The organism is Pseudomonas palleroniana, from assembly GCF_003031675.1.
Taxonomy (GTDB): Bacteria; Pseudomonadota; Gammaproteobacteria; order Pseudomonadales; family Pseudomonadaceae; genus Aquipseudomonas; species Aquipseudomonas palleroniana.
Genome location: NZ_PYWX01000053.1, coordinates 59,550 through 85,568, shown reverse-complemented (window position 1 = coordinate 85,568; position 26,019 = coordinate 59,550). Strand labels below are relative to the sequence as shown.

Annotated in this window: 31 protein-coding genes; 15 read left to right on the top strand and 16 right to left on the bottom strand. The window is 61.5% G+C overall.

What is annotated here, in order from left to right; genetic code table 11:
• Positions 1-12: 12 nt before the first annotated feature.
• The 3 genes from C9383_RS18405 to C9383_RS18395 are packed head-to-tail and all read right to left on the bottom strand — an operon-like array spanning position 13 to position 1,925.
• On the bottom strand, positions 13-573 hold the full coding sequence (locus tag C9383_RS18405) for a rhomboid family intramembrane serine protease (protein WP_090365615.1): 561 nt from the start codon (positions 571-573) through the stop codon (positions 13-15).
• Positions 574-627: 54 nt separating this feature from the next.
• On the bottom strand, positions 628-1,326 hold the full coding sequence (locus C9383_RS18400) for a PspA/IM30 family protein (RefSeq protein WP_060755239.1): 699 nt from the start codon (positions 1,324-1,326) through the stop codon (positions 628-630).
• A 17-nt stretch (positions 1,327-1,343) separates the two neighbouring features.
• Positions 1,344-1,925: a YjfI family protein gene (locus C9383_RS18395; protein ID WP_060755240.1), complete on the bottom strand. Its 582-nt coding sequence runs from the start codon at positions 1,923-1,925 to the stop codon at positions 1,344-1,346.
• A gap of 328 nt (positions 1,926-2,253) precedes the next feature.
• Here C9383_RS18395 and ycaC point away from each other — a divergent pair, with 328 nt between their 5' ends.
• The gene (ycaC, locus tag C9383_RS18390; protein WP_090365614.1) at positions 2,254-2,886 is read left to right on the top strand and encodes an isochorismate family cysteine hydrolase YcaC; all 633 of its coding nucleotides are present in this window, start codon (positions 2,254-2,256) and stop codon (positions 2,884-2,886) included.
• A 69-nt stretch (positions 2,887-2,955) separates the two neighbouring features.
• On the opposite strand, the gene C9383_RS18385 is transcribed toward ycaC, so the two are convergent.
• A complete protein-coding gene (locus C9383_RS18385; RefSeq protein ID WP_090365612.1) occupies positions 2,956-3,987 on the bottom strand; it encodes a PDDEXK nuclease domain-containing protein in 1,032 nt (343 codons plus the stop codon).
• Positions 3,988-4,191: 204 nt separating this feature from the next.
• On the opposite strand from C9383_RS18385, the gene C9383_RS18380 reads away from it, so the two are divergent.
• The 7 genes from C9383_RS18380 to C9383_RS18350 all read left to right on the top strand — a co-directional run bounded on the left by C9383_RS18380 (position 4,192) and on the right by C9383_RS18350 (position 11,633).
• Positions 4,192-4,836 (top strand): NAD(P)H-dependent oxidoreductase, encoded by a 645-nt coding sequence (locus C9383_RS18380; protein ID WP_090365611.1) that lies wholly within the window; start codon positions 4,192-4,194, stop codon positions 4,834-4,836.
• Entirely contained in the window at positions 4,775-5,155 is a 381-nt protein-coding gene (locus C9383_RS18375; protein WP_090365609.1) for a MerR family transcriptional regulator, read from the top strand. The genes C9383_RS18380 and C9383_RS18375 overlap by 62 nt, the downstream gene beginning before the upstream one ends.
• Before the next feature lie 90 nt (positions 5,156-5,245).
• The gene (locus C9383_RS18370; protein WP_090365608.1) at positions 5,246-6,385 is read left to right on the top strand and encodes a Fic family protein; all 1,140 of its coding nucleotides are present in this window, start codon (positions 5,246-5,248) and stop codon (positions 6,383-6,385) included.
• A gap of 78 nt (positions 6,386-6,463) precedes the next feature.
• Positions 6,464-6,706: an exodeoxyribonuclease VII small subunit gene (locus C9383_RS18365; RefSeq protein WP_003194556.1), complete on the top strand. Its 243-nt coding sequence runs from the start codon at positions 6,464-6,466 to the stop codon at positions 6,704-6,706.
• A complete protein-coding gene (ispA, locus tag C9383_RS18360; protein WP_090365606.1) occupies positions 6,703-7,590 on the top strand; it encodes a (2E,6E)-farnesyl diphosphate synthase in 888 nt (295 codons plus the stop codon). Before C9383_RS18365 ends, ispA begins: the two co-directional genes overlap by 4 nt.
• Before the next feature lie 123 nt (positions 7,591-7,713).
• Positions 7,714-9,612 carry a 1-deoxy-D-xylulose-5-phosphate synthase gene (gene dxs, locus C9383_RS18355; protein WP_060755247.1) on the top strand — a complete coding sequence of 633 codons (1,899 nt, stop codon included), beginning with the start codon at positions 7,714-7,716 and terminating at the stop codon, positions 9,610-9,612.
• 137 nt (positions 9,613-9,749) lie between these two features.
• Positions 9,750-11,633 carry a TonB-dependent receptor domain-containing protein gene (locus C9383_RS18350; RefSeq protein WP_090365605.1) on the top strand — a complete coding sequence of 628 codons (1,884 nt, stop codon included), beginning with the start codon at positions 9,750-9,752 and terminating at the stop codon, positions 11,631-11,633.
• On the opposite strand, the gene C9383_RS18345 is transcribed toward C9383_RS18350, so the two are convergent.
• From C9383_RS18345 to nrdR, 11 genes are all read right to left on the bottom strand, one after another.
• Positions 11,630-12,424 carry a cobalamin-binding protein gene (locus tag C9383_RS18345; RefSeq protein WP_090365603.1) on the bottom strand — a complete coding sequence of 265 codons (795 nt, stop codon included), beginning with the start codon at positions 12,422-12,424 and terminating at the stop codon, positions 11,630-11,632. The genes C9383_RS18350 and C9383_RS18345 overlap by 4 nt on opposite strands.
• Positions 12,421-12,840 (bottom strand): hypothetical protein, encoded by a 420-nt coding sequence (locus C9383_RS18340; RefSeq protein ID WP_060755250.1) that lies wholly within the window; start codon positions 12,838-12,840, stop codon positions 12,421-12,423. The genes C9383_RS18345 and C9383_RS18340 overlap by 4 nt, the downstream gene beginning before the upstream one ends.
• The gene (ribA, locus tag C9383_RS18335; protein WP_060755251.1) at positions 12,837-13,454 is read right to left on the bottom strand and encodes a GTP cyclohydrolase II; all 618 of its coding nucleotides are present in this window, start codon (positions 13,452-13,454) and stop codon (positions 12,837-12,839) included. Before ribA ends, C9383_RS18340 begins: the two co-directional genes overlap by 4 nt.
• Positions 13,455-13,584: 130 nt before the next feature.
• The gene (locus C9383_RS18330) at positions 13,585-14,310 is read right to left on the bottom strand and encodes a substrate-binding periplasmic protein (RefSeq protein ID WP_090365600.1); all 726 of its coding nucleotides are present in this window, start codon (positions 14,308-14,310) and stop codon (positions 13,585-13,587) included.
• A gap of 55 nt (positions 14,311-14,365) precedes the next feature.
• A complete protein-coding gene (gene thiL, locus C9383_RS18325) occupies positions 14,366-15,331 on the bottom strand; it encodes a thiamine-phosphate kinase (protein ID WP_090365599.1) in 966 nt (321 codons plus the stop codon).
• An 18-nt stretch (positions 15,332-15,349) separates the two neighbouring features.
• Entirely contained in the window at positions 15,350-15,850 is a 501-nt protein-coding gene (gene nusB, locus C9383_RS18320; RefSeq protein WP_090365597.1) for a transcription antitermination factor NusB, read from the bottom strand.
• The gene (ribH, locus tag C9383_RS18315) at positions 15,847-16,323 is read right to left on the bottom strand and encodes a 6,7-dimethyl-8-ribityllumazine synthase (RefSeq protein ID WP_003194576.1); all 477 of its coding nucleotides are present in this window, start codon (positions 16,321-16,323) and stop codon (positions 15,847-15,849) included. The genes nusB and ribH overlap by 4 nt, the downstream gene beginning before the upstream one ends.
• Positions 16,324-16,411: 88 nt before the next feature.
• Positions 16,412-17,503, bottom strand: a complete 1,092-nt coding sequence (gene ribBA, locus C9383_RS18310; RefSeq protein ID WP_060755255.1) for a bifunctional 3,4-dihydroxy-2-butanone-4-phosphate synthase/GTP cyclohydrolase II — start codon at positions 17,501-17,503, stop codon at positions 16,412-16,414.
• Between the two features lie 15 nt (positions 17,504-17,518).
• Positions 17,519-18,181, bottom strand: coding sequence for a riboflavin synthase (locus tag C9383_RS18305; RefSeq protein ID WP_060755256.1), 663 nt, complete (start codon positions 18,179-18,181; stop codon positions 17,519-17,521).
• Between the two features lie 45 nt (positions 18,182-18,226).
• Complete coding sequence (gene ribD, locus C9383_RS18300) at positions 18,227-19,366, bottom strand: bifunctional diaminohydroxyphosphoribosylaminopyrimidine deaminase/5-amino-6-(5-phosphoribosylamino)uracil reductase RibD (protein WP_060755257.1); 1,140 nt, start codon at positions 19,364-19,366, stop codon at positions 18,227-18,229.
• The gene (nrdR, locus tag C9383_RS18295) at positions 19,363-19,827 is read right to left on the bottom strand and encodes a transcriptional regulator NrdR (RefSeq protein ID WP_029299433.1); all 465 of its coding nucleotides are present in this window, start codon (positions 19,825-19,827) and stop codon (positions 19,363-19,365) included. Before nrdR ends, ribD begins: the two co-directional genes overlap by 4 nt.
• Positions 19,828-19,966: 139 nt before the next feature.
• Here nrdR and C9383_RS18290 point away from each other — a divergent pair, with 139 nt between their 5' ends.
• The 4 genes from C9383_RS18290 to trxA all read left to right on the top strand — a co-directional run bounded on the left by C9383_RS18290 (position 19,967) and on the right by trxA (position 22,958).
• Positions 19,967-20,422: a YbaY family lipoprotein gene (locus C9383_RS18290; RefSeq protein ID WP_090365596.1), complete on the top strand. Its 456-nt coding sequence runs from the start codon at positions 19,967-19,969 to the stop codon at positions 20,420-20,422.
• A complete protein-coding gene (locus C9383_RS18285; protein WP_060755259.1) occupies positions 20,419-21,072 on the top strand; it encodes a class I SAM-dependent methyltransferase in 654 nt (217 codons plus the stop codon). The genes C9383_RS18290 and C9383_RS18285 overlap by 4 nt, the downstream gene beginning before the upstream one ends.
• A 628-nt stretch (positions 21,073-21,700) precedes the next feature.
• The gene (locus tag C9383_RS18270) at positions 21,701-21,931 is read left to right on the top strand and encodes an Abi family protein (RefSeq protein ID WP_235863162.1); all 231 of its coding nucleotides are present in this window, start codon (positions 21,701-21,703) and stop codon (positions 21,929-21,931) included.
• Positions 21,932-22,085: 154 nt separating this feature from the next.
• Positions 22,086-22,958, top strand: a complete 873-nt coding sequence (gene trxA, locus C9383_RS18265; RefSeq protein ID WP_090365592.1) for a thioredoxin — start codon at positions 22,086-22,088, stop codon at positions 22,956-22,958.
• Here trxA and C9383_RS18260 read toward each other — a convergent pair.
• Positions 22,955-23,296, bottom strand: coding sequence for a hypothetical protein (locus tag C9383_RS18260; RefSeq protein ID WP_090365591.1), 342 nt, complete (start codon positions 23,294-23,296; stop codon positions 22,955-22,957). The genes trxA and C9383_RS18260 overlap by 4 nt on opposite strands.
• Before the next feature lie 130 nt (positions 23,297-23,426).
• Here C9383_RS18260 and C9383_RS18255 point away from each other — a divergent pair, with 130 nt between their 5' ends.
• From C9383_RS18255 to C9383_RS18245, 3 genes are read left to right on the top strand one after another with little or no spacing between them, the layout of a single operon-like run.
• A complete protein-coding gene (locus C9383_RS18255; protein WP_090365589.1) occupies positions 23,427-24,032 on the top strand; it encodes a DUF2796 domain-containing protein in 606 nt (201 codons plus the stop codon).
• Between the two features lie 4 nt (positions 24,033-24,036).
• Positions 24,037-24,747 (top strand): ABC transporter ATP-binding protein, encoded by a 711-nt coding sequence (locus C9383_RS18250; RefSeq protein WP_060755265.1) that lies wholly within the window; start codon positions 24,037-24,039, stop codon positions 24,745-24,747.
• Between the two features lies 1 nt (position 24,748).
• Positions 24,749-26,014: an ABC transporter permease gene (locus C9383_RS18245; RefSeq protein WP_090365588.1), complete on the top strand. Its 1,266-nt coding sequence runs from the start codon at positions 24,749-24,751 to the stop codon at positions 26,012-26,014.
• Positions 26,015-26,019: the final 5 nt, after the last annotated feature.

Genomic DNA, 26,019 nt, shown 5'->3' with positions numbered 1-26,019 from the left:
GCTCGAGTGCGCTCAGCCGGCATTAAACCTGCTACGTGGTTTGGAGAGAAGTACCTTGGCTGCAATAAATCCGGCGAATGCACCAAACAGATGCCCTTCGAAGGAAACCCCTTGGCGAGGAAGAAAGCCCAGGACCAGGCCGCCATACAGTGCCGCCACGACACCCGCTGTTATCAGGTTGCTCCAGCTCCTGTGAAACCAGGCGCGAGACAACAGGTAGGCCCATAAGCCGAATACCCAACCGCTGGCCCCCACGTGTATGCCCGCGAAACCGAATAACCAGACCAGCGAACCGCCCAGCAGAATAATGATCGCGCTGACGGTCACGAACCGATTGAGCCCTTCGATAATCACCAGCGTGCCCAGTACCAGGAAGGCAATCAGGTTCGCACTCAGGTGGGCGAAAGACGCGTGCAAAAACGGTGACGTGAGGATGCCGGCCAACCCCTGTAGTGTTCTTGGGATCAGACCAAACGCCATGAGGCTGTAGCCGGTCGCTACATTCAGCAGTTGCAGCGCGACCATGAACAGAGCCAGGCCTGCGATTGTCTTGAAACCTTTCAGGGCGTCCATCCTGACCTCGACCTAAAAGAAGGGCAGACAGCGCCCTTCTTGTTGCGGCTGTATTTACTCGGCCGACTTTTGCTTCAGACGCTCCAGAATCGCATTGGCACTGCCTTCGTTCGGCGTGATGCCAGCTTCGCGAAGCTTGCGCTCGAGGTCGGTACCGGTCGATGCATCGGCCAGTTCGTCCTGGGCTTGCAGCTCAGCGGCGCGTTGCTGCTGCTTGGCCTGCAGACGATTGAGCGTACCGACGGCGGTTTCCAGCTTGCCGTTGGCACCGCCGCTGGCGATGGAAGCGCTGACCTGGGCCTTCTGCACGCTTTCACGCGCCTTGGCCATATCCACTTGCTGGCGCAGGCTTTTGATCCGGCCTTCGGCCTTGGTGATGTCCTTGCGCATGCCGTCGGCATAGCCACCGAACTCGGCCGCCTGCTTTTGCTCGACGTCGCGGTCGTTGGTCAGGGTCGAAATGGCTTCGGCCACTTCAAGGGCCAGGTCTTCACGATTGGCCTGGATCGCGGCCATCGCCTTGGACTCCAGGTCAGAAATCTTGGCGTTGTACTCATTGACGCGATCAGTCGCCAGTTTGTGCTTGGCCATGATGCTGACCAGTTCACGCTTGGCGTTGGCCAGGGCGCTGTCGGCATCGCGGATTTCCTGGTCGAGGATGCGCAATGCTTGTTGATCGACGATCGATTCGCCGACTTCGTTGGCACCGCCACGCAGCGCGGTGAACAGTTTGCTCCAGATGGATTGAGTCATTGGATACTCCCGAATACTTAATTGAAGAAACGTTCAAAGGCTTCGCTGGCGCGCTGCACGTTGTCGACGAGGGTTTTCACCTCGGTCACGATGTTGGTCAGGCTGGAGTCGGAGCTCAACGCGCCGAACATGTTGTAGACGACCTGCCCGTTAGGCATGGACTCGATACCGATGGAAGACAGCGGGAACATTTCCCGGCTGCGCAGCACCGCGTCATTGAACCGGGGTACGTCGTTGATGGACTCGACGTCGACCAGCACGGTATCCACGATGATCTGTTCGCCCACCACCGCGATGTAAATCGGCAAGCCACCGAAGTCGTTCATTTCCAGCTTGATGCTGGACTCGGACCCTTGAAGCAGAGAAAGCGTGATGTCCTTGTTGACCACCTCGTCCAGGGCCTGAAGCGCGCTGAAGAGGCGATCGATGTTCCAGTTAGTACCTGCGCTCATATAAGTCTCCGACAAGAATGAGCCAGCTAGAATCGGCTGGCGAAGCTGTTTCTCCATTTGCTTGAGCAGGCTTCGATTTTCGGGAAGCACCCAAGTCTCGTGTTTCACATAACCGGCGGCCGCCAGGCCCGCGCGCATCTGCTTCATGTAGAAGCTCGATGGTTTTTTCGCGGACGGTTTCAAGCGCTCTCCCTGAAGGCTTGCTGAATCGGTCTCGGGCCCTGCTGACGGGCTCGATGGAGAGCTGCTGTTCATACCACTGACCTCGCTCTGAAAAACTCACGCGTGAGAAAATCTACAGGTAATGCTTGCCGGGCTCAATAGCTCACGCGTGAGATTTTTAGCCATCCATGATTGTCCCTTTTGAGTTGACGGTATGACTTGTTTCAGCCGATTTATCGCCCAGCACTCCCCCAGTAATCTGTGCCCATGTTGAACGCAACGCCAAACCCACTTAAACAAAAAGGATTCAACCATGAGCACTCCAACCTACAACCGCCTCAACAAAGACGACGCCATCGTTCTGCTGGTTGACCACCAGACCGGCCTGATCTCTCTGGTGCAGGACTTCTCCCCCAACGAATTCAAGAACAACGTGCTCGCCCTGGCCGACCTGGCCAAGCTCTTCAACCTGCCGACCATCCTGACCACCAGCTTCGAGCAAGGCCCTAACGGCCCACTGGTGCCGGAGCTGAAGGAAATGTTCCCGGACGCGCCGTACATCGCTCGCCCTGGTCAGATCAATGCGTGGGACAACGAAGATTTCGTGAAGGCGATCAAGGCCACCGGCCGCAAGCAGATCATCATTGCCGGTGTGGTGACGGATGTGTGCGTGGCGTTCCCGACGTTGTCGGCATTGGCGGAAGGGTTTGAGGTGTTTGTGGTCACCGATGCCTCCGGTACGTTCAACACCACGGTGCAGCAAGCGGCGTGGAGCCGGATGACCCAAGCCGGGGCGCAGCTGATGAACTGGTTCTCGGTGGCGTGTGAGCTGCACCGCGACTGGCGCAACGACATTGAAGGGCTGGGGAACCTGTTGTCCCAGCGCATCCCTAACTATCGCAACTTGATGAATAGTTATTCGGCGCTGACGGCGCGCAAGGACTGAGTCAACCGCTGCACCACTGAGCCTGCCTTGAACAGCAGGCTTTTTTCGTGAGTAACTCGCCATTCGCAATCAGCCCGCCAGTTCCCGTTCGATCTGCTCGATACTCGGCAGATTGGTTTGCAACTCTGCGGGCAACGACTCAACCAACTGGTATTGCGCCACGCCAATCGGTCGATTGTTGTCGCGCAGCGCATATTCGGCGACGACTTCGTTCTTGCTCTTGCACAACAGCAGGCCGATGGTGGGTCCGTCTTGTGGATGTTTAAGCTGGGCATCGACAGCCGCGAGATAAAAGCTCAACTTCCCCAGGTGCTCGGGTTTGAACTTGCCCGCTTTCAGTTCTATCACCACGTAGCAGCGCAGCTTCAAGTGATAGAACAACAGGTCGACGAAGAACTCATCGCCGCCGACGTCCAGCAATACTTGCTGGCCGACGAAGGCGAAACCTGCACCGAGCTCCAACAAGAAATCGGTGACGTGCTTGATCAAGGCGTTTTCGATGTCACGCTCCTGCGCGTCCAGGCCCAGGCTGAGGAAATCGAAACGATAGGGATCTTTTAGCGATTCCCGCGCCAGGTCGGATTGCGGTTTGGGCAGGTGATATTCGAAGTTGCTGACAGCCTTGCCACTGCGCTCCAGCAATCGGTTTTCGATCTGCATGACCAGGGTATTACGCGACCAGTTGTGCTCGATTGCCTGGGCGATATACCAGCGCCGGGTTTCGGGACTGGGGAGTTTGTCGAGCAATACCACATTGTGGCCCCAGGGCAATTGTGCAGCAGCTTGTTGCACAAATTCCGAGTCCGGCCACGCCTCGGCAAAAGCGCGCATGTACTTGAGATTTCGCGGCGAGAACCCCTTCATGCGGGGAAAAGCCGTGCGCAAATCCTGGGCCAGGTGATCAATGACTTTGCTCCCCCACCCCTGCTCGGCCTGGCGGGTCAAGATGTCGTGGCCAATCTGCCAATAGAGCAACACCAGCTCCCGATTGACCGCCAATGTGGCGCGCTGTTGCGCCGCGTGAATACGCCCTTTCAGGTCCGTCAGCCAGTCGCTGTAGCCCGCTGGAGGCGTAGTCAAGCCGATACAGGTTTCGCTCATGCCGTTTCACTCGTTGAGTTTTGAGGCAGGCTAGTCAGGGGTATTGGCTGTCACAAGGGGCCAAGGGCGGTTCAGGAACAGCCTTCCAAGGATTACCGAAACGTCCTGCTGGCAATGACAAATCGGCGCATTGCGGACCCCACGCTTGACTCTCCCCTATACGGCAACCCTTACCCTGAAACACCTTGTTCAGGACCCCACCTCATGCCGCCGCGCACTCTGGTTATTCTCGGCCACCCCTCTAACGCCAGCTTCTGTTCGGCCCTGGCCGACGCCTACATCCATGCCGCAAAAGCCGCCGGCCATGAAGTACGCGTGTTGCGCCTGGGGGAGCTGGCTTTCGACCCCGTCCTGCACCACGGCTACAGCCAGGCCCAACCACTGGAGCTCGACCTGCTCAGCGCGCAATGCGACATCCTTTGGGCCAACCATCTGACGTTTGTTTTCCCGGTCTGGTGGGGCGGCATCCCCGCCTTGATGAAGGGCTTCATCGATCGCGTGTTCCTGTCCGGCTTCGCCTTCAAATACCGAGCCGGCAAGGCGTTCCCTGACAAGCTGCTGCAGGGCCGGACCGCACACTTGTTGGTGACCCTGGACACACCACCCTGGTATTACCGCTGGTTCTATCGCATGCCGGGCATCCATCAGATGCGCAAGACCACACTGGCGTTTTGCGGCATCAAGCCGGTCAAGACGTTGCAGTTCGGGCCGGTGCTGGGCTCTACTGCGGCGCAGCGGGACAAGTGGCTGAAACAGGCCGGCGCTTTAATAGGAAAAGGGAGTTTTCATGTACATCGGCAAAGCCGCGCAGTTGTCAGGCACGACCATCAAGGCGATCCGTCACTATGAGGCGATTGGGCTGCTGCCAGAACCGCAGCGCCAAGGCCAATACCGGGTCTATTCGGAGCAGAGCGTTGAGTTGCTGATGTTTATCAAGTGCGCGCAGCAACTGGGGTTCAAACTCAAGGAATTGCAGGAAATCCTCCAGGGCCATCAGGGTGACGCATTGCCTTGGGAACGGGCGGAACAGGCCATCAACAATAAGAAACGCGAGTTGGCCGTACAAATGGCTGCACTGCAAAAGATGCAGGCGGGGCTGCTCGAGTTCGAAGCCCAATTAAAAAACGCACACGGCCGTTGCTCTCAATCGGCCACAGCCCCTGCCTGAGTGGACGATGAGCCGAATAGAATGCACAATCGGCTCACATAATGAGCCGAATAGCGTTTTTATTCGGCTCACACGCTCAGGTATCTCTCCATGGATCACCCGCTCTGGATCTGGCAACACAACGATTGGCCGCATTTCCACTGGCAACCGGGACGCCTGGCCGCCTTGTTGCGCGAGTGCGGGCAAGCGCAAGGCAAGCTGCTGGGTATGCTCGGTACAGTCAGCCAAACGGTCAGTGCGCAGAATGCGCTGGATGCGTTGCTGCAAAACATCCTGACCTCTTCGGCCATCGAGGGGGAACAGTTGAATGTGGGTTCGGTGCGTTCGTCCCTGGCACGACGGATGGGCCTGGAGGCAATGACAGACGGGCAGGTCAGCCGTCGCAGCGAGGGCCTTGCTGAACTGATGATGGATGCCACTCAACCATTCGCGCAGCCATTCACCCTCGCGCGTCTATTGAATTGGCACCACTTATTGTTTCCGGCACCCGAGGCAGGCTTTGCCGCCCGCGCATTGAATATAGGTGCACTGCGCGGGGATGAGCCCATGCAGGTGGTATCGGGCCGGCTTGACCGACCGACCGTGCATTTCGAGGCGCCGCCACGCCTGGGCCTTGAGCAAGCGCTGGAGGAGTTCCTGGAATGGTTTGAAAGCAGTCGTAATCAACCGGAACTGGACCCACTGGTCCGCGCCGGCGTGGCACATTTCTGGTTTGTCACACTGCACCCATTCGATGACGGCAACGGTCGCCTGACCCGTGCCATCACGGATTTGGCGTTGGCCCAGGGCGAGCACCAAGCCATCCGTTTTTACGCAATGTCGGCCAGCATTCTCGAGGACCGCGCCGGTTATTACCACGCACTGGAGTCCAGTCAGAAGGCCACGCTGGATATCACCGACTGGCTGGAATGGTTCCTCAAAACCCTGTTGAACAGCCTGCAGCAGGCGATGGCTCGGATTGATCGGGTATTGGACAAAAGCCGTTTCTGGCAGCAGCACCGCGACCTCGCGTTGTCCGCCGAACAGATCAAGGTGCTCAACCGCCTGCTCGACGGCGGTGAAAAGGGCTTTGAGCACGGGATCAGCGCCGCTCAGTACCAAGCCGTCGCCAAGGTGTCAAAAGCCACGGCGACGCGTCACCTGGCTGATCTGCTGGAAACCGGCTGCCTGGTGCGATTGCCCGGTGGAGGCCGCAGCACACGCTATCAAATCAACAATGGGAAAGATTGAACAGCGCCCCGCTCATTTGCCCAGAATCCCCATGTCTGCTAGTGTCGCGCCGGTTTACCGTCTACCGGAATAGCCGCCATGGCCCGCAAAAAAGTTGCACTCGATTTCGAACAATCCCTCGCCGACCTGCAAGCCCTGGTCGAGCGTCTGGAGAACGGCGAGTTGTCGCTGGAAGACTCGTTGACGGCGTTTGAGCAAGGCATCGGCCTGACTCGCGACTGCCAGAGCGCGTTGGCGCAGGCGGAGCAGAAGGTGCAAGTGCTGCTGGAACGTGACGGGGAGCTGGCCGAGGAACCTTTCGATGCGGAACAGCCGGAATGATCGACGCGTATCAGGCCAGTAGCCAAGCCCGGGTCAACGCGGCGCTGGAACCCTTGTTTGTGGCGCCCAGCCCGGAAATGAACCGCCTGTATGCCGCCATGCGCTACAGCGTGATGAATGGCGGCAAGCGCGTGCGCCCATTGCTGGCGTATGCCGCCTGTGAAGCCCTGGGTGCGCCGGCCGAGGAGGCCAATGGCGCGGCGTGTGCGGTGGAACTGATTCACGCCTACTCCCTGGTGCATGACGATTTGCCGGCCATGGACGACGACGATCTGCGTCGCGGTCAACCGACGACTCACAAAGCCTTTGATGAGGCCTATGCGATTCTGGCCGGTGATGGCCTGCAGAGCCTGGCGTTCAGCGCCTTGCTGGACCCACGCTTGAGCAGCGTGAATGCCGAGATCCGCCTGCGCATGGTGACCACACTCGCCCACGCCGCCGGCCCGGCCGGCATGGTCGGCGGGCAAGCCATCGACATGGGCTCCGTCAGCCTCAAGCTGGACCAGCACGCCCTGGAACACATGCATCGCCACAAGACCGGCGCGCTGATCGAAGCCGCCGTGCACCTGGGCGCCCTGGCCAGTGGCCGCGCGCAAGCTGCGCAATTGGCGGCCCTGCAGACCTACTCCCGGGCCATCGGCCTGGCGTTCCAGGTGCAGGACGACATTCTGGATGTGGAAAGTGACACCGCCACCCTGGGCAAACGCCAAGGTGCCGATATCGCGCGGGACAAACCGACTTATCCGTCCCTGCTCGGCCTTGAAGCCGCCAAGGTCTATGCCCTGGAACTGCGCGACCAGGCCCTGGAGGCCCTGCGACCTTTCGACGCGGCCGCCGAGCCGCTGCGCGACCTGGCGCGGTATATCGTCGAACGCCGCCACTGAGCCGCCACTGAGCAAGTGCGGCCATTCGCGCCGCCTAATCAGCCAAGTTCGGCGCTTCGCGTGGGCAGTTTGCGATGCTTGAGGTAAACTGCCGCCTCTTTTATACCTATAACGATTCGCCTGATGCCCACGACGTTTCAAGAGATTCCCCGCAAGCGCCCGTCCACGCCCCTGCTCGACCGTGCTGCCACGCCGGACGGCCTGCGTCGACTGGGTGAAGCCGAGCTGGAAACCCTGGCCGATGAGTTGCGCCTGGAATTGCTCTACACGGTCGGCCAGACCGGTGGGCATTTCGGTGCCGGGCTGGGCGTTATCGAGCTGACCATCGCCCTGCATTACGTGTTCGACACTCCGGACGACCGGCTGGTGTGGGACGTGGGCCACCAGGCGTACCCGCATAAAATCCTGACCGGTCGTCGCGAGCGCATGAGCACGCTGCGCCAGAAGGACGGCGTGGCCGCCTTCCCGCGTCGCTCCGAGAGCGAGTACGACACCTTTGGCGTCGGCCACTCCAGCACCTCCATCAGTGCAGCGCTGGGCATGGCGATTGCCGCCCGCCTGCAAGGCAGCGAGCGCAAGGCGATTGCGGTGATTGGTGACGGCGCATTGACCGCCGGCATGGCCTTCGAGGCGCTGAACCATGCGCCGGAAGTGGACGCCAATATGCTGGTGATCCTCAACGACAACGACATGTCGATCTCGCGCAATGTCGGTGGCCTGTCCAACTACCTGGCCAAAATCCTCTCCAGCCGCACTTATGCGAGCATGCGTGAAGGCAGCAAGAAAGTGCTCTCGCGTCTGCCGGGCGCGTGGGAAATTGCCCGGCGCACCGAAGAGTACGCCAAGGGCATGCTGGTGCCTGGCACCCTGTTCGAAGAGCTGGGCTGGAATTACATCGGCCCCATCGACGGCCACGACCTGCCGACCCTGATCGCCACACTGCGCAATATGCGCGACCTCAAGGGCCCGCAGTTCCTGCATATCGTCACCAAGAAGGGCAAAGGCTTCGCGCCGGCGGAAGTCGACCCGATCGGTTACCACGCGATCACCAAGCTGGAGCCACTGGACGCCCCCGCCGCTGCACCGAAAAAGGCCAGCGGGCCTAAGTATTCCGGGGTATTTGGCGAATGGCTGTGCGACATGGCCGCCGCCGACCCGCGCCTGGTGGGCATTACCCCGGCCATGAAGGAAGGCTCTGACTTGGTGGCGTTCAGCGAGCGTTTCCCGCTGCGTTACTTCGACGTGGCGATTGCCGAGCAGCACGCGGTCACCTTCGCCGCCGGCATGGCCTGTGAAGGCGCCAAGCCCGTGGTGGCGATCTACTCGACGTTCCTGCAGCGCGGTTACGACCAACTCGTCCACGATGTGGCCGTGCAGAATCTCGACGTCTTGTTCGCCATCGACCGCGCCGGCCTGGTGGGCGAAGACGGCCCGACCCACGCCGGCAGTTTCGATCTGTCGTACCTGCGTTGCATCCCCGGCATGCTGGTGATGACGCCAAGCGACGAGAACGAACTGCGCAAAATGCTCAGCACCGGCCACCTGTACAACGGCCCGGCTGCAGTGCGTTACCCACGCGGCACGGGCCCGAATGCGGTGATCGAGAAGGACCTGGAACCGATCGAAATCGGCAAGGGCATCGTGCGCCGCCAAGGCCGCCAGACGGCATTCCTGGTGTTTGGCGTGCAATTGGCCGAAGCCTTGAAAGTGGCCGAAAAGATCGACGCCACCGTGGTCGACATGCGTTTCGTCAAGCCGCTGGATGAAGCACTCGTGCGCGAGATCGCCGGTAGCCATGAGCTGCTGGTGACCCTCGAAGAGAACGCCATCATGGGCGGTGCGGGCGCGGCGGTCAGCGAGTTCCTGGCGCGGGAGAATGTGCTCAAGTCGGTACTGCACCTGGGCTTGCCGGATGTGTACGTCGAACATGCCAAGCCGGCGCAGATGCTGGCTGAGTGCGGGCTGGATGAAGCCGGTATCGAGGCGGCGGTGCGTGAGCGCATGACGCTGCTGGGCCTGTAACAAGCATCAAACTGTGGGAGGGGGCTTGCTCCCGATTGCCGTGTGTCAGTCACAATATCTATGACTGATGCACCGCTATCGGGAGCAAGCCCCCTCCCACATTTGATGGGTGTTCACTTCAAAACTACGGAAAGACCATGAAACGCCTGTGCCTCGCCCTGCTGCTTCTGCCTTCCTGCGAACTGCTCGCCGACACCCGCGACGACGCCCTGAAACTCCCCGACGTGGTCATCAGCGTCAACCGCCAGGTCCAGGCACGTAGTGACAGCAGCACCGCCAACACGGTCTTCACCCGCGACGACATCGACCGCTTGCAGCCCAGCAGCATGAGCGACTTGCTGAGCCGCGTGCCGGGTGTGCAGGTAGCACAGAGTGGTGGCCGCGGCAGCGCGACCAACGTTTACATTCGGGGGACCTCCACCGCCCAGAGCCTGGTGCTGGTGGATGGCCAACGCATCAGCAGTTCCACCACCGGCACCAGCAACCTGCAATACCTCAATATCGAGCAGATCGAGCGCGTCGAGGTGCTGCGAGGCTCACGCTCGGCGATCTACGGCAGTGATGCCATTGGCGGGGTGATTCAGATCTTCACCCGGCGCAATACGACGTCCGGTCTGCAACCGCGCCTTCACCTGGGCTTCGGCAGCCGCCAGACGTGGGAACGCAGCCTGGGAGTGTCCGGGGGCGATTCGCAGACCCGCTTCAACCTCGGCGCCAGCCTGGATGACACCGCCGGGATCAACCGCACCTACACCTCCTACCCCAGCGATGGCGATCATGATGCCTATCGCAACCAGGCCCTCAGTTTCAGCCTGAGCCACGCCTTCAGCGACCAGGTCGACGCCGGCATCAACGTGTTGGATAACCGTGGCAAAAGCGCGTACGACAACCCGTTTGGTCGCTATGACTCGACCACCTTCCAGAGTTTCCAACAGAAACCCTACACCGACTTCAGCGTCAGTAACGTCAGCAGCTTTATCGACGCGCGGATCAACGACACCTGGAAGTCCCGCGTCGAACTGGGCCACAGCGAAAACCGCGAAGAGTCGCTGGATAAACTCAGCGATGAACACAGTGTGTTCAACACCTACCGCAATTCGCTGAACTGGCAGAACGACCTGACCCTCAATGATCAGAACAGCCTGATCCTGGGCGCCGATGGCTACAAAGATCAGGTCAACAGCAGCACCGCGCTCGCCGAAGACAGCCGCTGGAACCGTGCGGTGTTTATCCAGCATCGCTTTGCAGCGCGGTACTTTTCCACCGAGCTGGGCCTGCGTCGCGACCAGAACCAGCAGTTCGGCGGCCACAACAGCTGGAGCGGCAGCTTGACCCTGCCCGTCAACCCGGACAACGACCTGCTGTTCAGTTACAGCGAGGGGTTTCGCGCCCCGACGTTCAATGACCTGTACTACCCGGACGAATACGGCTTTAAAAACAGCAACCCGAACCTGCGCCCCGAAACCTCGAAAAGTTACGAAGTGCAGTGGCGCAGCCAACTCAGCGACACCGCCCGCCTGGAAGCTTCGCTGTACCGCACCGATATCCAGGACGCGATCGTGTTCGGCAGCGACGGCCCGCAAAACGTCAGTTCGGCACGCATCAATGGCTTCGAAGCCACACTCAGGCAGGATCTGTTCGGCTGGCAAGGCAGCCTGGGCCTGGCCATGATTGACCCACGCGACCGCGATACCGGGCGCACCTTGGCACGTCGCGCCCGGCGTACCCTGAGCCTGGACCTGGATCGGCAATTCGAGCGTTTCGGCGTAGGCGCCAGCTGGCAAGCCGTCAGCAGCAGCTACGACGACCCGAAGAACCAACACCCATTGGGCGGCTATGGACTGCTCGGGTTACGCGCCAGTTGGGCCATGAGCCGCGAAATCGCGCTGAACATGAAGCTCGATAACCTGCTGGATAAACGCTACAGCCGGGCGTTGTATCAGTATCAAGGCCAGCAATATGGCTACCGCGAAGAAGGTAGGACGCTGATGTTTGGCATCACCTGGACTCCGGAACTCTAACGGGCAAGCACCTCACACAAGCGCGCCACCGCCTCCAGCATCTGCCCGCTGGGCCGCTCAAGGCCCTTGTCCGGCACCACCAGCAACCGCCCCTGCGCCACTGCGGCGAGTTGAGGCCATGCTTTCCATGCCTCCAACTGAGGCTGATCGCCGACCAGGATCACCTCGGGATTACGCTGCAACACTGACTCGATGCTGACTTGCGGCGCAGGCAGCTTGAGGTCATCGAACACATTGCGCGCACCGCACACACTCAACGCATTGCTGATGATCTGCCCGCCACCGACGGTATACAGCGGCTGGTTCCACACCTGATAAAACACCCGCAGCGGCTCGGCCCGTTGGTAGCGCTGGCGCAGGTCGGCCAGGCGCTGATGCAACTGCCCCGCCAACTGCCGGCCCGCCTCGGCCCGCCCCAACTGCTCGGCGATGGCTTGGATTTGGCCGGTCAGTTGCTCAAGGCTGTGGGGTTCGGCGACATACACGGGGATATCCAGGCGTTGCAGTTGCTCACGCTGGGCCGGGCCGATGCTGCCGGGCCACAGCAGGATCAGGTCCGGCTTGAGGCTGAGCAGGCGCTCCATATCCAGTTGGCCGTAATGCCCGACCGAGGGCACCTTGGCCAATGCAGCAGGACGTTCGCCGCCGTCGAGCACGCCCACCAGCAGGTCGGCCGCCCCCAGTTCCACGACGATTTCAGAGAGAGATGGCGCCAGGCTGACCACCCGTTCAACGGCCAGCCCCGGCACACTGAATGCCAGCAGCAGCACCGCCAGCCAATGACGCCTCATCCCAGCTGACGCGGGATGCGATAAAGGTAGAACAACACCAGGGTCGAGAGTGCCAGCAAACACAACGGCACGGCTTCCAGGCCCACGAATACCGCCAGCGTACCGATCCAGGCCGGCAGGGCAGCCACCATCAACGCCGTGCGTCGACGCGCCGCGAGGGTAATCCAGGCGGCCGGTTCATCGGGGGTGTCGAGGGCTTTAGAGGTGGCGATCAGCGCGTGTTTATAGCCGTTGAAGTAGCGCAGGCTCAAAAACATCGAGGCCACGCCGGCGATAAAAAACGGCATGGCCAGCACCGATAGCATGGGTTCGGCCTGGCTGAACAGCAGGTTGATCACGAACAAGGGCAGCAACGCCAGGGCCAGGTACTGCCACCAATTGAAGGACAGTCGTCGCTTTACCTGGCCACGGGTCACGCGCGGTCGACCTCGCCCTGATGTTCGTTGCCCATCATGTGGTCGAGCTTGCTGGCCTTGGTCGCCAGGTACAGTTTGTTGTGCGGGTTGTGCCCCGTGTGCAGCGGCACACGCTCGGCCACGGTGATGCCCATCTCGGTCAAGGCTTTGACCTTGCGCGGGTTGTTGGTCATCAGGCGCAGGGATTTCACACCCAGATGCTCCAGCATCGGCAGGCAGATGGCGTAGTCACGCTGGTCGGCGGCAAAGCCCAGGCGCTCGTTGGCTTCCACCGTATCGGCGCCGCCGTCCTGCAATTCATAGGCGCGGATCTTGTTCATCAGGCCAATACCACGGCCTTCCTGACGCAGGTACAACAACACGCCACGGCCTTCACGGGCGATGGCGCGCAAAGCCGCTTCCAATTGCGAACCGCAGTCACAACGCTGGCTGAACAGTGCGTCACCGGTCAGGCACTCAGAATGCACACGGCCCAGCACCGGCGCGCCGTCGGCGATGTCACCCAGGCTGAGCACAACGTGCTCGCGACCGGTGGCCTCTTCAAGGAAGCCGTTCATGGTGAACGTGGCAAAAGGGGTAGGCAGCTTGGAAGCGGCGACGAAAACGACGGGCACCGTGTGCTCCTGATTTCTAGATTTCACAAAGGCGGTCATTGTAACAGCAGGTTCCTACAGACGCTTAAGCTGAATTATCGCTGATAAAGATCAATCGGTTCGATTGGCCTTCATCCTGGTTCTATGCAGGTCAGAACGGATAGGGCTGTTTCCAGCGTGCAAAAATCGGCTTCAATTCGCCACTTTTGACCAGGGCAGCCACGCGCTGGTCATACACCGCCATCAGGGCACGCCCCCGCTCGTTATCGGCAAAGCCTACGTACACCGGCAGTTCGGCGATATGGGTGAGCTTGAATTGTGTGGGGTCGTCTGCCTGAGCCAGGATGTATTGGGCTTCGGGGAGCGCATCGATATAAAAGTCGGCACGGCCGTATTGCAGCATCGGCAGAATGCCGCTGCGCCGCTCAATCGGGTGGAAGCGCTTCACATTGGGCAGGTACGCCTCATATTTGTAGCCACGCACCCAGGCCAGACGATAGTTGCCCAGCGTGGCGATACTCGGTGCCGGCGCGGTGGCCAGCCCGAGGGCGTAGATGTGATCCGAGTCAAAGTGCCAGTGGGGGTACAGCACGCCATCGGCTTCGTTGCGGTACGACCCCACCCAGCCATCCACTTCGCCGCGCTGGGCCAGGCCGACCGAGCGCGTATAAGGCACGCTGCGGTGTTGCAAGGTGATGCCTGCCGGCTCGAAGATCTGACGTAACACGTCCCAGGCCAGCCCCGTACCATCCGCGTTGGTGTAGTCGTTCCATTCCTCGCTGGCCAGCATGATCTTGCCTGGGGGCGACGCTTCATCCGCCTGCACCAGCGGGGCGACGGCACACAACGCAATCAGCAGCCAGTGACGCATAGGCATGGTGACGGTCTCCAACACAGTGTGGACCGTATAAAGGGTAGCGCAGCTCGCCGGTTCATGGCGTTTCGCTAAAATGCTGATAGCCCCGCACGGCCGGGGTGATGTCCTGCCCGTTTACATCGAGCAGCTTCACGCCCTGCCCCGCCTCGACCCGACCGATCACATGGATCGGCCAGCCGTCGGCCTGCAGCGGCGCCAACTGGGCCGGTGGCAAGGTAAATACCAGCACATAATCGTCGCCGCCACTCAAGGCGGCCACACGCGCCTCGTCATCGCCGACAAACGCCAGCAAGGCCGTGGACAGTGGCAGTTTCTGACGTTCGACCAACAGGCCGACAGATGACGCCTTGGCAATATGCCCGCAATCGGCCAGCAGCCCGTCGGAGATATCCATCGCAGACGTGGCCTTGCCCCGCAACGCCAGCCCCAAGGCCAGCTGCGGTTGTGGCGACCAGTAATGCGCCAGCAACGGATCGGCGATGGCCGCCTGTGCACTGCGTTGGCCCAGCACCAGCGGCAAGGCACCAGCAGCGTTGCCCAACTCACCGCCCACACACAGCAGGTCACCCGGCCGTGCACCGCCGCGCGTCAACGCCTGCCCAGCCGGGACACGCCCCAATACCGTGAGGGTCAGGCTCAGCGGCCCACGGGTGGTGTCGCCACCCACCAGGCTCACACCGCAGCGTTGGGCCATGGCGTTCAAACCCTGGGCATAGCGTTGCAGCCAATCGGCATTGACCGTCGGCGTCGTCAGGGCAAGGGTAAACGCAAGAGGGTTGGCGCCCATGGCAGCCAGGTCGCTCACCGCCACAGCCAACGAGCGCTGGCCGAGCAGGAACGGATCGCAAGGGTCGGCAAAATGCACGCCGGCCACCAACGTATCCGTGGAGATTGCCAACTGCTCCCCAGGCGGGAGCGCCAGCAAGGCGCAGTCGTCGCCGATCCCCAGGGCAATGCCTTCGCCGCCTTGCGCACAGGCCGCGGCGGCGAAGTAGTTGCGGATCAGCTCGAACTCACCCATCAGGGACTCAAGCGCAAATCAGCGCTTGTGTTCCTTCACTTCGGCTTCACGCAGGCGCGGGGCCAGCTTGTCGAGCACGCCGTTGACGAACTTGTGGCCGTCGGTCGAACCGTAGACTTTCGCCAGTTCGATACCTTCGTTGATCACCACGCGGTACGGTACGTCGACGCGATAGAGCAGTTCCCAGGCCGACAAGCGCATCACGCACAGTTCAACCGGGTCCAGCTCTTCGATGGTCAGGTCCAGGCACGGTGCCAGGGCCGCATCGATCTCGCTCAGGTGGGCATGCACACCGTGCAGGATGTCGTGGAAGTACGGCAGGTCGGCAAAGGTAAAATCGTTGTCGACGCGAAACTGCGCTTCGATTTCGTTCAACGAAGCACCCGCCAGGTGGCGCTGGTACAGCGCCTGGGTCGCCAGCTGACGAGCAGCACGACGCTTCTCGTTCTTCGATGGCTTGCCGGCGTCCGCTGGGCGTGGGTCGCGTGGGTTGAAACGATCGCTCTCGTCGGAAATCACTTGGCCTCCAACTGCGACAGCAGGCTGACCATTTCCAAGGCGGACAGGGCAGCTTCGGCGCCTTTGTTACCGGCCTTGGTGCCGGAGCGCTCGATGGCTTGCTCGATGGAGTCAACGGTCAGCACGCCGAAGGCAACCGGTACGCCGAATTCCATGGACACCTGGGCCAGGCCCTTGGTGCATTCGCCAGCCACGTATTCGAAATGCGGAGTACCGCCACGAATGACCGCGCCCAGGGCGATGATCGCCGCGTATTCGCCCTGCTGTGCGACTTTTTGCGCAACCAGCGGAATTTCGAAGGCGCCAGGGGCACGGATGAGGGTGATGTCGCTTTCGCTCACACCGTGGCGAACCAGGGCGTCCACGGCACCGCTTACCAGGCTTTCAACCACGAAGCTGTTGAAGCGGCCAACCACCAGGGCATAGCGGCCTTTGGGGGCGATGAAGGTACCTTCGATGGTCTTCAGGGTCATTCGACAAATCTCTTAAAGAGCCGGGACGCGAAAAAGGCGCCCCTTAGTGATGATTTAACCGCGAACAAGGGGCAAAAATCGCCGGCCTTTATTCGGAGGGCACGTATTCTACAACTTCCAGGTCGAAACCGGATATCGCATTAAATTTCATCGGTGCACTCATCAGGCGCATTTTGCGCACACCGAGGTCACGCAGGATCTGCGAACCGGCACCGACGATGCTGTAGGTGGTCGGTTTTTTTACCGGCGCGTGGTCGGCGGTTTCGCGGATATGCGCCAGCAGCACATCGCCATCAAGCGGGTGACCGAGCAGCAGCACCACACCGCTGCCGGCCTCGGAAACCGCAGCCATGGCGGCCCGCAGGCTCCAGCGCCCCGGTTGCTTGACCATCAGCAGGTCACGCAGCGGGTCCATGTTGTGCACCCGCACCAGGGTCGGTTCTTCGGCGCAGATGTTGCCCAGGGTCAGGGCCATGTGCACGTCGCCTTCCACTGAATCACGGTAGGTCACCAAATTGAATTGGCCCAGTTCGCTGTCCAGAGGCTGCTCGGCAATCCGCTGAACGGTACGTTCGTGGATCATGCGGTAGTGAATCAGGTCGGCAATGGTGCCGATCTTGAGGTTGTGTTCAGCGGCAAAAGCTTCCAGCTCAGGACGACGGGCCATGGTGCCGTCGTCGTTCATCACCTCGCAGATCACCCCGCTCGGCTCAAAACCGGCCATGCGCGCCAGGTCGCAGGCCGCCTCGGTGTGGCCGGCACGTGCCAGGGTGCCGCCCGGCTGGGCCATCAACGGGAAAATGTGACCCGGGCTGACGATGTCTTCCGCCTTGGCATCTTTGGCGGCGGCGGCTTGCACAGTGCGTGCGCGGTCAGCGGCGGAGATACCGGTGGTGACGCCGGTGGTCGCCTCAATGGAAACCGTGAACTTGGTGCCGAAACCCGAGCCGTTGCGCGGCGCCATCAACGGCAGCTTGAGCAACTCGCAGCGCTCGCGGCTCATGGGCATGCAGATCAGCCCGCGGGCGTGCTTGGCCATGAAGTTGATGTGCTCAGGCTGGCAGGCCTCGGCGGCCATGATGATGTCGCCTTCGTTTTCACGGTCTTCGTCATCCATCAGGATGACCATCTTGCCTTGGCGGATGTCTTCAACCAGTTCTTCGATGCTATTGAGCGCCACGCGGCACCCCCTTGGTCAGGATTTCAGGTAGCCGTTAGCGGCCAGAAAACTTTCAGTGATGTTACTACCGGTTGGCTCTGCGGCCTTTTCGCCCAACAGCAGGCGCTCCAGGTAACGGGCCAGCAAGTCCACTTCCAGGTTCACCCGGCGACCCGGCTGGTACGAGGCCATGATCGTTTCGCTGAGCGTGTGGGGAATGATGGTCAATTCAAACTCGGCGCCATTGACCGCGTTAACGGTCAGGCTGGTGCCATCGACGGTGATCGAGCCTTTGTGGGCGATGTACTTGGCCAGCTCTTTGGGAGCCCGGATGCGAAACTCCACAGCACGCGCGTTTTCGCTGCGCGCCACCACTTCGCCGACGCCGTCGACATGGCCGCTGACCAGGTGACCGCCCAGGCGGGTGGTGGGCGTCAGGGCTTTTTCCAGGTTGACCGGGCTGCCCGCCTTGAGGTCATTCATCGCCGTGCAGTCCAGGGTTTCCCGGCTGACGTCGGCGGCAAAGCCGTTGCCCGGCAGTTCGATGACCGTCAGGCATACGCCGTTGACGGCGATGCTGTCGCCCAGCTTGACGTCGCCGAGGTCGAGCTTGCCGGTTTCAACCAGCAGGCGTACATCGCCGCCTTTTGGGGTCATGGCGCGGATGCTGCCGATGGATTCGATAATGCCGGTGAACATGGCCTTCTCCAGGAAAACAGGGCTGCGCCGGGCGCAGGCCGGAAATTATACGCTCGCTACTGGCAAAGGAATGGCAGTGACTCGCCAGTCGTCGCCCACAGCGCGCATTTCAGTGATCTTGAGTTGGGGGGCATCCGCCAGTTTCTCAAGCGGCCAGTCCAACAAAGGCCGAGCGGCGGAGCCAAGGAACTTGCCGGCGACGAAAATCACGTACTCGTCCACCAGCCCCTGCTGGGCGAAGGCGCCTGCGAGGCTCGGACCGGCCTCCACCAGCACCTCGTTGACGCCACGCGCGGCCAGGGCAACCAGGGCCGAACGCAGGTCGACCTGGCCATCAACCCCCGGCACCACCAGGCATTCAGGGCCCCGCGGGAACTGATTCTCCGGAGTGACGCAGGTGATGACCAGGGCCGGGCCGGCCTTGAAGAACGGCGCGTTAAGCGGCACGCGCAGGCGGCCGTCGATCAGCACGCGCAAGGGCGGACGCGACATGGCCAAAGCGGTGGTCGCCTCATCCAGGCCCAGTTCGGCAGCACGCACGGTCAGGCGGGCGCCGTCGGCTAACACGGTGTCGGCGCCGGTCAGCACCACACTGGCTTCGGCACGCAGGCGTTGCACGGCGGCGCGGGCAGCCGGGCCGGTGATCCATTGGCTTTCGCCGCTGGCCATGGCGGTGCGGCCGTCCAGGCTCATTGCCAGCTTGACCCGCACAAATGGCAGGCCGTGTTCCATGCGCTTGAGGAAACCCGGGTTCAATGCACGCGCCTGCGCTTCCAGCACACCGCTCTGTACCTCGATACCGGCCTGAGCCAGGCGCTGCATACCACGCCCGGCCACTTCCGGGTTCGGGTCCTGCATCCCGGCGACGACACGCGCCACACCGGCACTCACCAATGCATCCGCGCACGGCGGGGTACGCCCATGATGGCTGCAGGGTTCGAGGGTCACGTACACCGTGGCGCCACGCGCCTTGTCGCCGGCGGCGCGCAGGGCGTTGGGCTCGGCGTGGGGTTCGCCGGTGCGCTCATGCCAGCCTTCGCCGACCACCTGCCCATCGCGCACGATCACGCAGCCTACACGCGGGTTAGGGTGGGTGGTGTACAGGCCCTTGCGCGCCAGTTCCAGGGCGCGAGCCATGTAATGAGCGTCGAGGACAGCCTGCTCGGCAGTGGAAGACGGGTTCATTCTTTGACCGGCTCACGGGCCAGGCGGTCGATCTCTTCGCGGAACTCATTGAGGTCCTGGAAGCGTCGATACACCGAGGCGAAACGGATATAGGCGACTTCGTCGAGCTTTTGCAGCTCGCCCATCACCAGTTCTCCAACCACCAGGCTCTTGACCTCGCGCTCGCCGGTTGCGCGCAGCTTGTGCTTGATGTGCACCAGCGCCGCCTCCAGCCGCTCGACACTCACCGGGCGTTTTTCCAGGGCGCGCTGCATACCGGCGCGTAGTTTGTCTTCGTCGAAAGGCTGGCGGCTGCCGTCGGACTTGATCAGACGCGGCAATACCAGTTCGGCGGTTTCGAAGGTGGTGAAACGTTCACCGCAGGCCAGGCATTCGCGCCGGCGACGCACTTGATCGCCCTCGGCGACCAGACGCGAATCAATGACCTTGGTGTCGTTGGCACCGCAGAAGGGACAGTGCATGGTGGCAGGCAACAAAAAAAGGGAGGGCCATGGTAGCGCATCCCCGTGGCAAGACAAGCCATAGCCTTTACGGTATATAGGCGGGCTATTATGTTTCTTGATTTTCAAACCACGGATTTTGTCACTTCTGGAGCCGTACATGCAGTTACGACCACTGGTTTTACTCGGCCTGTTCAGTTTTCTGGTCGCCTGCAGCAGCGAAGCCCCCAAGCCGGCCGCACCTCAACCGACACCAGCCCAAGAGAAAAAAGTCCCGGGTATTGAAGACCTTGGCCCCTTGCCGGCGTATCAGCGGGAAATCAGCGGCGTGCTCAATGGCGTGCCGGCCAATGCCGAAGTCGAATTGGCACTGCTGGTGATCGATGAACGCAACCGCCCGCAACAATTGCTCGCCAGCAGCGTGTTGTCCGCCAACGGCAAGCCCCTGGCCTTCCGCCTGCGCTTCAACCCCGAGGCGTTCCCGGCCGGTGCGCGGGTTGAATTACGCGGCCGCGCCAGCCAGTCCGGCCAGTTGATCCTGCACCTGCCCGCCGTGCGTATCACCCAGGCGATCACCCAGACCACCGGTCCCTTGCAACTCGTCAAGGCACCATGACGCCACCGCTGCCTCTGCAGCGCGCCCTCAGCGAGCTGATCGGCGATGCGCAACTGGTGCCCTGCCCGCTGCCGGGCACCGAGTTGTCATTGTGGCTGCTGGATGCGGACAACATGGACCGCGAATTCAGCCAGGAAGAAACCCGGCGTATCCTGCATGAACCGCCCTACTGGAGTTTCTGCTGGGCCAGCGGCCTGGCACTGGCGCGATATCTGGCGGCCAACCCCGAGTGGGTCGCCGACAAACGCGTACTGGACTTCGGCGCCGGCTCCGGCGTGGCCGGGATTGCCGCCGTCAAGGCGGGCGCGCGCGAAGTGGTGGCCTGTGACCTTGACCCACTGGCGCTGGCCGCCTGCCGGGCCAATGCCGAACTCAACGGTGTGACGCTGGGTTATTCGGCAGACTTCTTCGCCGAAGCCGACCGCTTCGACCTGATCCTGGTGGCCGACGTGCTCTACGACCGGGCCAACCTGCCGCTGCTGGATCAATTCCTCACCCGTGGCCGCGAAGCGCTGGTGGCCGACTCGCGGGTCAGGGACTTCCAGCACCCGGATTACCGGCGGTTGCAGATCCTTGATGCACTGACACTGCCCGACCTGGCCGAGCCTTGGGAGTTTCGCAAGGTGAGCCTGTACCATTCGCGGCGTTAAACCCGAACGTTACAAATTTCTGGCAATACGTTCGCTGAGACATAAAAGGAATGGCTGTGGAAAATGCCCTCCTTTTGCACGCACTTGGACAATTAATCAGCATGCATTTCCAGACCCCGTCGCCTATCGCCGGTCGTATGAAGGGCTTGCAAAACGCCGGGCAGCTGCCTAGCCTTCGCAGTAATACACCCGCCATGCCTCTGGTTGCGTCAGTAACCAAGCACAAATTGTGCGGGTTTTTTATGCTCGGTATTTTTTGAGCATGAGGACATTCAACAAGCCTGCCATAGACGTTCCTGCTCAATTGGAACTGCTCAAGCAGCGCGGTTTGCACATTCAAAATGAGGCCCGCGCCGAGTAATGCCAGTCAGTTAAGAGAACCTGCCGCAACCAAACTCTGTAGTGAGCGGGCTTGCCCCGCGCTGGGTGGCGCAGCCGCCCCAACAAAGACGCCGCCGTATTTCAGAAGGACCGAAGTGCCTGGGTTTGGGGCGGCTTCGCCACCCAGCGCGGGGCAAGCCCGCTCACTACAGATCATGTGTTCTACAGCCCACCCTTTAACTGACTGGCATCAGCCCGCGCCAAGTCCTTTTTACAGGCCGTCAGTTTCTTTCGATTAAGCCCTTACATGCGGCCTTTCCAAAAGCCGGAAGGTCTCGACCATCGGTTCCGTGAGGGCAGCCAGTTCCGCCAGTTAACCCAACTGTACGATTTTGACCGGCGCCTTCGATTACTAACGATGGATGCCATCGAAAGAGTTGAGATTGCATCCCGCGCCGTTATCAGCAACCCATGGGACCTACCTACGGTAGCCACTGGTATATGGCTGGGACCAACGCTTATATCACCTGATCAGTGAGTTTCCCGCCGTTAACCTTAAGTCGATGGGTTTTCCCCGCGATTGGTATGAAGACACCTTTTGGCACGCCGCTCGCGAGTGAACGCCAAGCCGCTTCCGGTAGCCCGCGCCAGCCCTTATAGTTGCGCCATTCCCGCTTTATTCGAGACGCCCCATGAGTGAGCCCACGCCGTACATCTTCGATGCCACCACTGCCACCTTTGATCAGGCAGTCATCGAAAACTCGTTCCACAAGCCTGTGTTGGTGGATTTCTGGGCCGAGTGGTGTGCCCCGTGCAAGGCGTTGATGCCGCTGTTGGCGCAGATTGCCGAGAGTTATCAGGGCGAGTTGCTGTTGGCCAAGGTCGACTGCGAGGCCGAGCAGGATATCGTTGCGCGTTTTGGCATTCGCAGCCTGCCGACGGTGGTGTTGTTCAAGGATGGCCAGCCGGTGGACGGGTTTGCCGGAGCGCAGCCGGAGTCGGCGGTGCGGGCGATGCTGGAGCCACATGTGCAGATGCCGCCACCGGCCGCGGCCGATCCGCTGGAACAGGCTCAGGCGCTGTTTGCCGAAGGGCGTATCAGCGAGGCCGAAGCGGTGCTGGTCGCACTGCTGGGCGAGGACAACACCCACGCCGCCGCGCTGATCCTGTACGCACGCTGCCTGGCCGAACGCGGTGAATTGGGCGAAGCCCAGGCGGTGCTGGATGCCGTGAAGAGCGACGATCACAAAGCCGCACTCGCCGGGGCGAAGGCACAGATCACCTTCCTGCGCCAGGCGGCCGACCTGCCGGACGCCGCCGAGCTGAAAAGCCGCCTGGCGCAAAACCCGCAGGATGATGAAGCAGCCTATCAGCTAGCGATTCAACAACTGGCGCGCCAGCAGTACGACGCGGCGCTGGAAGGCTTGCTGAAACTGTTTATCCGCAATCGCAGCTACAGCGAAGGCTTGCCGCACAAGACCCTGCTACAGGTGTTCGAATTGCTCGGCAACGACCACCCATTGGTCACGGCATACCGCCGCAAGTTGTTCGCCGCGCTGTATTAAGCGTCGACCCAACGGTACAGCGGCGTGTCCCCGCCGCTAGCGACTTTGACATTGGCACTGTGTCGCAAGCGCACCAACAGGCGCTTGCCGGACGCGGCATCGCCGGCCAGCCCTTCCAGTTGATCGAGCAATTCCAGCCCGCTGAGTTGCCCGGCCTGGCGCAACAGGTCCTGGGCCTTCTGCCATAGATCATCGATCTGCTTGACTGGCGCAGCAGTCGGCGCGAGGGGCGCCGGGGCGGCCTGCAACTGCGCGCCCAGCCGGGCCCAGTCGCCGTCGTCCAGCTCCAGGGTCAAATCCACCGGCAGATCGCCAACGGTTCCACGAATTCGCAACATCGTCCTTCCTCCTGCATTTTTCTGACAGGCATGCTCCCACGCGGCTTGCGCAACGCCAAGCGGGCGGTCAAACTCTGCACACATTGTTATAAGATCACATAACAAAACTTTCATGTTCTGGAGCCTTCTCATGCGCCGTCTGCTGCTCGCTTTGCCGTTTGCCCTGCTGCCATTGGCTGTCGCCCACGCTCATGATGATCACGAACATGAACATGGCAGCCTCGGCGCCCATGAGCACGGGGTCGGCCGCCTTAACGCCGTGCTCGACGGCCAGGCGCTGGAAGTGGAGTTCGACAGCCCGGCCATGAACCTTGTGGGTTTCGAACACCAGGCCAGCACCGCCGCCGACAAGGCCAAGGTCGCCGCCGCACGCAAACAGCTGGAAAACCCGCTGGCGCTGTTCAACCTGCCCAAGGCCGCCGGCTGCGTGATCAGCACCCAGGAACTCAACAGCCCGCTGTTCGGCGACAAGCCGCAAGCCGAGCATGACGACGACGATGACGACCATGCCACCGACGGCAAAGGCGCCGCCGCCCACGAGCATCATCACGATCACAGCGAGATCCACGCCCACTATCAATTCACCTGCGCCACGCCGACGGCATTGAGCAACCTTGACCTGACGCAAGTGTTCAAGACCTTCCCCGCGACCCAGAAAATCCAGGTACAACTGATCGGTCCGAGCGGCCAGCAAGGTGTTGAAGCGACGGCCGCCGCAGCCACCCTGAAGTTCTGAACACATGACCCAAGCATTGATCGAACTGTCTGACCTGGGCTTCAATTGGCCCGGTCACCCCCAGTTGCTGGACATTCCCGCGTTCCGCCTGGAAGCGGGTGAAACCCTGTTCCTCAAAGGCCCGAGCGGCAGCGGCAAAACCACCCTGCTCGGGTTGCTGGGCGGCGTGCAGAAACCCAGCCGCGGCAGCATCCGCCTGCTCGGCCAGGAACTCACCGAACTGTCGGCGGGTGCCCGCGACCGTTTCCGCGTCGACCACACCGGCTATATCTTCCAGCAGTTCAACCTGCTGCCGTTTCTGTCGGTACGCGAGAACGTCGAACTGCCCTGCCACTTCTCCAGGCTGCGCGCGCAACGGGCGGTTCAGCGTCACGGCAGTGTCGATCAGGCGGCTGCCACCTTGCTCGCGCATCTGGGGCTCAACGCTCCAGACCTACTGGAGCGCCGTGCCGACTCGCTGTCCATCGGCCAGCAGCAACGGGTGGCCGCCGCCCGTGCGCTGATCGGCCAGCCGGAACTGGTGATTGCCGACGAGCCCACCTCGGCCCTGGACCATGACGCCCGCGAAGCGTTCATCCAGTTGCTGTTCGCCGAATGCCGCGAAGCGGGCGCCAGCCTGTTGTTTGTCAGCCATGACCAGAGCCTGGCACCGCTGTTCGACCGCAACCTGTCGCTGGCCGAACTCAATCGCGCCGCCACGCCCGCAGAGGTTTGAGATGTATCTGTTCCGTCTAGCCATGGCCAGCCTGGCTAACCGCCGCTTTACCGCGATCCTCACCGCCTTCGCCATCGCGCTTTCAGTGTGCTTGTTGCTCGCCGTGGAGCGGGTACGCACCGAAGCGCGCAACAGCTTCGCGAGCACCATCAGCGGCACCGACTTGATCGTCGGCGCCCGCTCAGGCTCGGTCAACCTGTTGCTGTATTCGGTGTTCCGCATCGGCAACGCGACCAACAACATCCGCTGGGACAGCTTCGAGCACTTCGCCGCCAGCCCGCAAGTGAAGTGGGCGATCCCGATTTCCCTCGGTGACTCCCATCGCGGCTACCGCGTGATGGGCACCAACCAGTCCTATTTCGAGCATTACCAGTACGGCCGCAAACAGAACCTCGAACTGGCCAGCGGCCGCGCTTTCGCCACCGATCCGTTCGAAGTGGTACTGGGCGCCGAAGTGGCCGACGCGCTGCATTACAAACTCGGTGACAAGCTGGTACTGGCCCACGGCGTGGCGGTCGTCAGCCTGGTGAAACACGATGACAAGCCGTTCACCGTGGTCGGCATTCTCAAGCGCACCGGCACTCCGGTAGACCGCACGCTGCACATCAGCCTCGGCGGCATGGAAGCGATCCATATCGACTGGCACAACGGCGTACCGGCCCAGGGCAAGGGCCGCATCAGTGCCGATCAGGCGCGCAATATGGACCTCACCCCGCAGGCCATCACGGCGTTCATGCTCGGGCTGAACAACAAGATTTCCACCTTCGCCCTGCAACGGGAAATCAACGATTTCCGTGGCGAGCCCATGCTGGCGATCTTGCCGGGCGTGGCCTTGCAAGAGCTGTGGAGCATGATGGGCACCGCCGAAAAGGCGCTGTTCGTGATCTCGTTGTTTGTGGTGCTGACCGGTTTGATCGGCATGCTCACGGCGATCCTCACCAGCCTCAACGAACGACGCCGCGAAATGGCGATATTGCGCTCGGTGGGCGCGCGGCCTTGGCATATCGCCACGCTGCTGATCTTTGAAGCCTTCGCCCTGGCGTTGTCCGGCGTGGTGGCGGGCGTGGGCTTGTTGTACCTGTGCATCGCCGCATCGCGTGGGTATTTGCAGGCCAACTACGGGCTGGACTTGCCGATGTCGTGGCCGAGCGAATATGAATGGACATTGCTCGCCGGTATCCTGTGCGCAGCGTTGTTGATGGGCAGCGTGCCCGCGTGGCGCGCCTATCGGCAATCCCTGGCCGATGGCCTGTCGATCCGTTTATGAGGAAG

Bases quoted from the DNA above. Each gene is read 5' to 3' on its own strand.
- C9383_RS18405 (WP_090365615.1), bottom strand. From the start codon at position 573: ATGGACGCCCTGAAAGGTTTCAAGACAATCGCAGGCCTGGCTCTGTTC.
- C9383_RS18400 (WP_060755239.1), bottom strand. From the start codon at position 1,326: ATGACTCAATCCATCTGGAGCAAACTGTTCACCGCGCTGCGTGGCGGT.
- C9383_RS18395 (WP_060755240.1), bottom strand. From the start codon at position 1,925: ATGAAGCAGATGCGCGCGGGCCTGGCGGCCGCCGGTTATGTGAAACAC.
- ycaC (WP_090365614.1), top strand. From the start codon at position 2,254: ATGAGCACTCCAACCTACAACCGCCTCAACAAAGACGACGCCATCGTT.
- C9383_RS18385 (WP_090365612.1), bottom strand. From the start codon at position 3,987: ATGAGCGAAACCTGTATCGGCTTGACTACGCCTCCAGCGGGCTACAGC.
- C9383_RS18380 (WP_090365611.1), top strand. From the start codon at position 4,192: ATGCCGCCGCGCACTCTGGTTATTCTCGGCCACCCCTCTAACGCCAGC.
- C9383_RS18375 (WP_090365609.1), top strand. From the start codon at position 4,775: ATGTACATCGGCAAAGCCGCGCAGTTGTCAGGCACGACCATCAAGGCG.
- C9383_RS18370 (WP_090365608.1), top strand. From the start codon at position 5,246: ATGGATCACCCGCTCTGGATCTGGCAACACAACGATTGGCCGCATTTC.
- C9383_RS18365 (WP_003194556.1), top strand. From the start codon at position 6,464: ATGGCCCGCAAAAAAGTTGCACTCGATTTCGAACAATCCCTCGCCGAC.
- ispA (WP_090365606.1), top strand. From the start codon at position 6,703: ATGATCGACGCGTATCAGGCCAGTAGCCAAGCCCGGGTCAACGCGGCG.
- dxs (WP_060755247.1), top strand. From the start codon at position 7,714: ATGCCCACGACGTTTCAAGAGATTCCCCGCAAGCGCCCGTCCACGCCC.
- C9383_RS18350 (WP_090365605.1), top strand. From the start codon at position 9,750: ATGAAACGCCTGTGCCTCGCCCTGCTGCTTCTGCCTTCCTGCGAACTG.
- C9383_RS18345 (WP_090365603.1), bottom strand. From the start codon at position 12,424: ATGAGGCGTCATTGGCTGGCGGTGCTGCTGCTGGCATTCAGTGTGCCG.
- C9383_RS18330 (WP_090365600.1), bottom strand. From the start codon at position 14,310: ATGCCTATGCGTCACTGGCTGCTGATTGCGTTGTGTGCCGTCGCCCCG.
- thiL (WP_090365599.1), bottom strand. From the start codon at position 15,331: ATGGGTGAGTTCGAGCTGATCCGCAACTACTTCGCCGCCGCGGCCTGT.
- ribH (WP_003194576.1), bottom strand. From the start codon at position 16,323: ATGACCCTGAAGACCATCGAAGGTACCTTCATCGCCCCCAAAGGCCGC.
- C9383_RS18305 (WP_060755256.1), bottom strand. From the start codon at position 18,181: ATGTTCACCGGCATTATCGAATCCATCGGCAGCATCCGCGCCATGACC.
- ribD (WP_060755257.1), bottom strand. From the start codon at position 19,366: ATGAACCCGTCTTCCACTGCCGAGCAGGCTGTCCTCGACGCTCATTAC.
- nrdR (WP_029299433.1), bottom strand. From the start codon at position 19,827: ATGCACTGTCCCTTCTGCGGTGCCAACGACACCAAGGTCATTGATTCG.
- C9383_RS18290 (WP_090365596.1), top strand. From the start codon at position 19,967: ATGCAGTTACGACCACTGGTTTTACTCGGCCTGTTCAGTTTTCTGGTC.
- C9383_RS18285 (WP_060755259.1), top strand. From the start codon at position 20,419: ATGACGCCACCGCTGCCTCTGCAGCGCGCCCTCAGCGAGCTGATCGGC.
- C9383_RS18270 (WP_235863162.1), top strand. From the start codon at position 21,701: ATGCGGCCTTTCCAAAAGCCGGAAGGTCTCGACCATCGGTTCCGTGAG.
- trxA (WP_090365592.1), top strand. From the start codon at position 22,086: ATGAGTGAGCCCACGCCGTACATCTTCGATGCCACCACTGCCACCTTT.
- C9383_RS18260 (WP_090365591.1), bottom strand. From the start codon at position 23,296: ATGTTGCGAATTCGTGGAACCGTTGGCGATCTGCCGGTGGATTTGACC.
- C9383_RS18255 (WP_090365589.1), top strand. From the start codon at position 23,427: ATGCGCCGTCTGCTGCTCGCTTTGCCGTTTGCCCTGCTGCCATTGGCT.
- C9383_RS18250 (WP_060755265.1), top strand. From the start codon at position 24,037: ATGACCCAAGCATTGATCGAACTGTCTGACCTGGGCTTCAATTGGCCC.
- C9383_RS18245 (WP_090365588.1), top strand. From the start codon at position 24,749: ATGTATCTGTTCCGTCTAGCCATGGCCAGCCTGGCTAACCGCCGCTTT.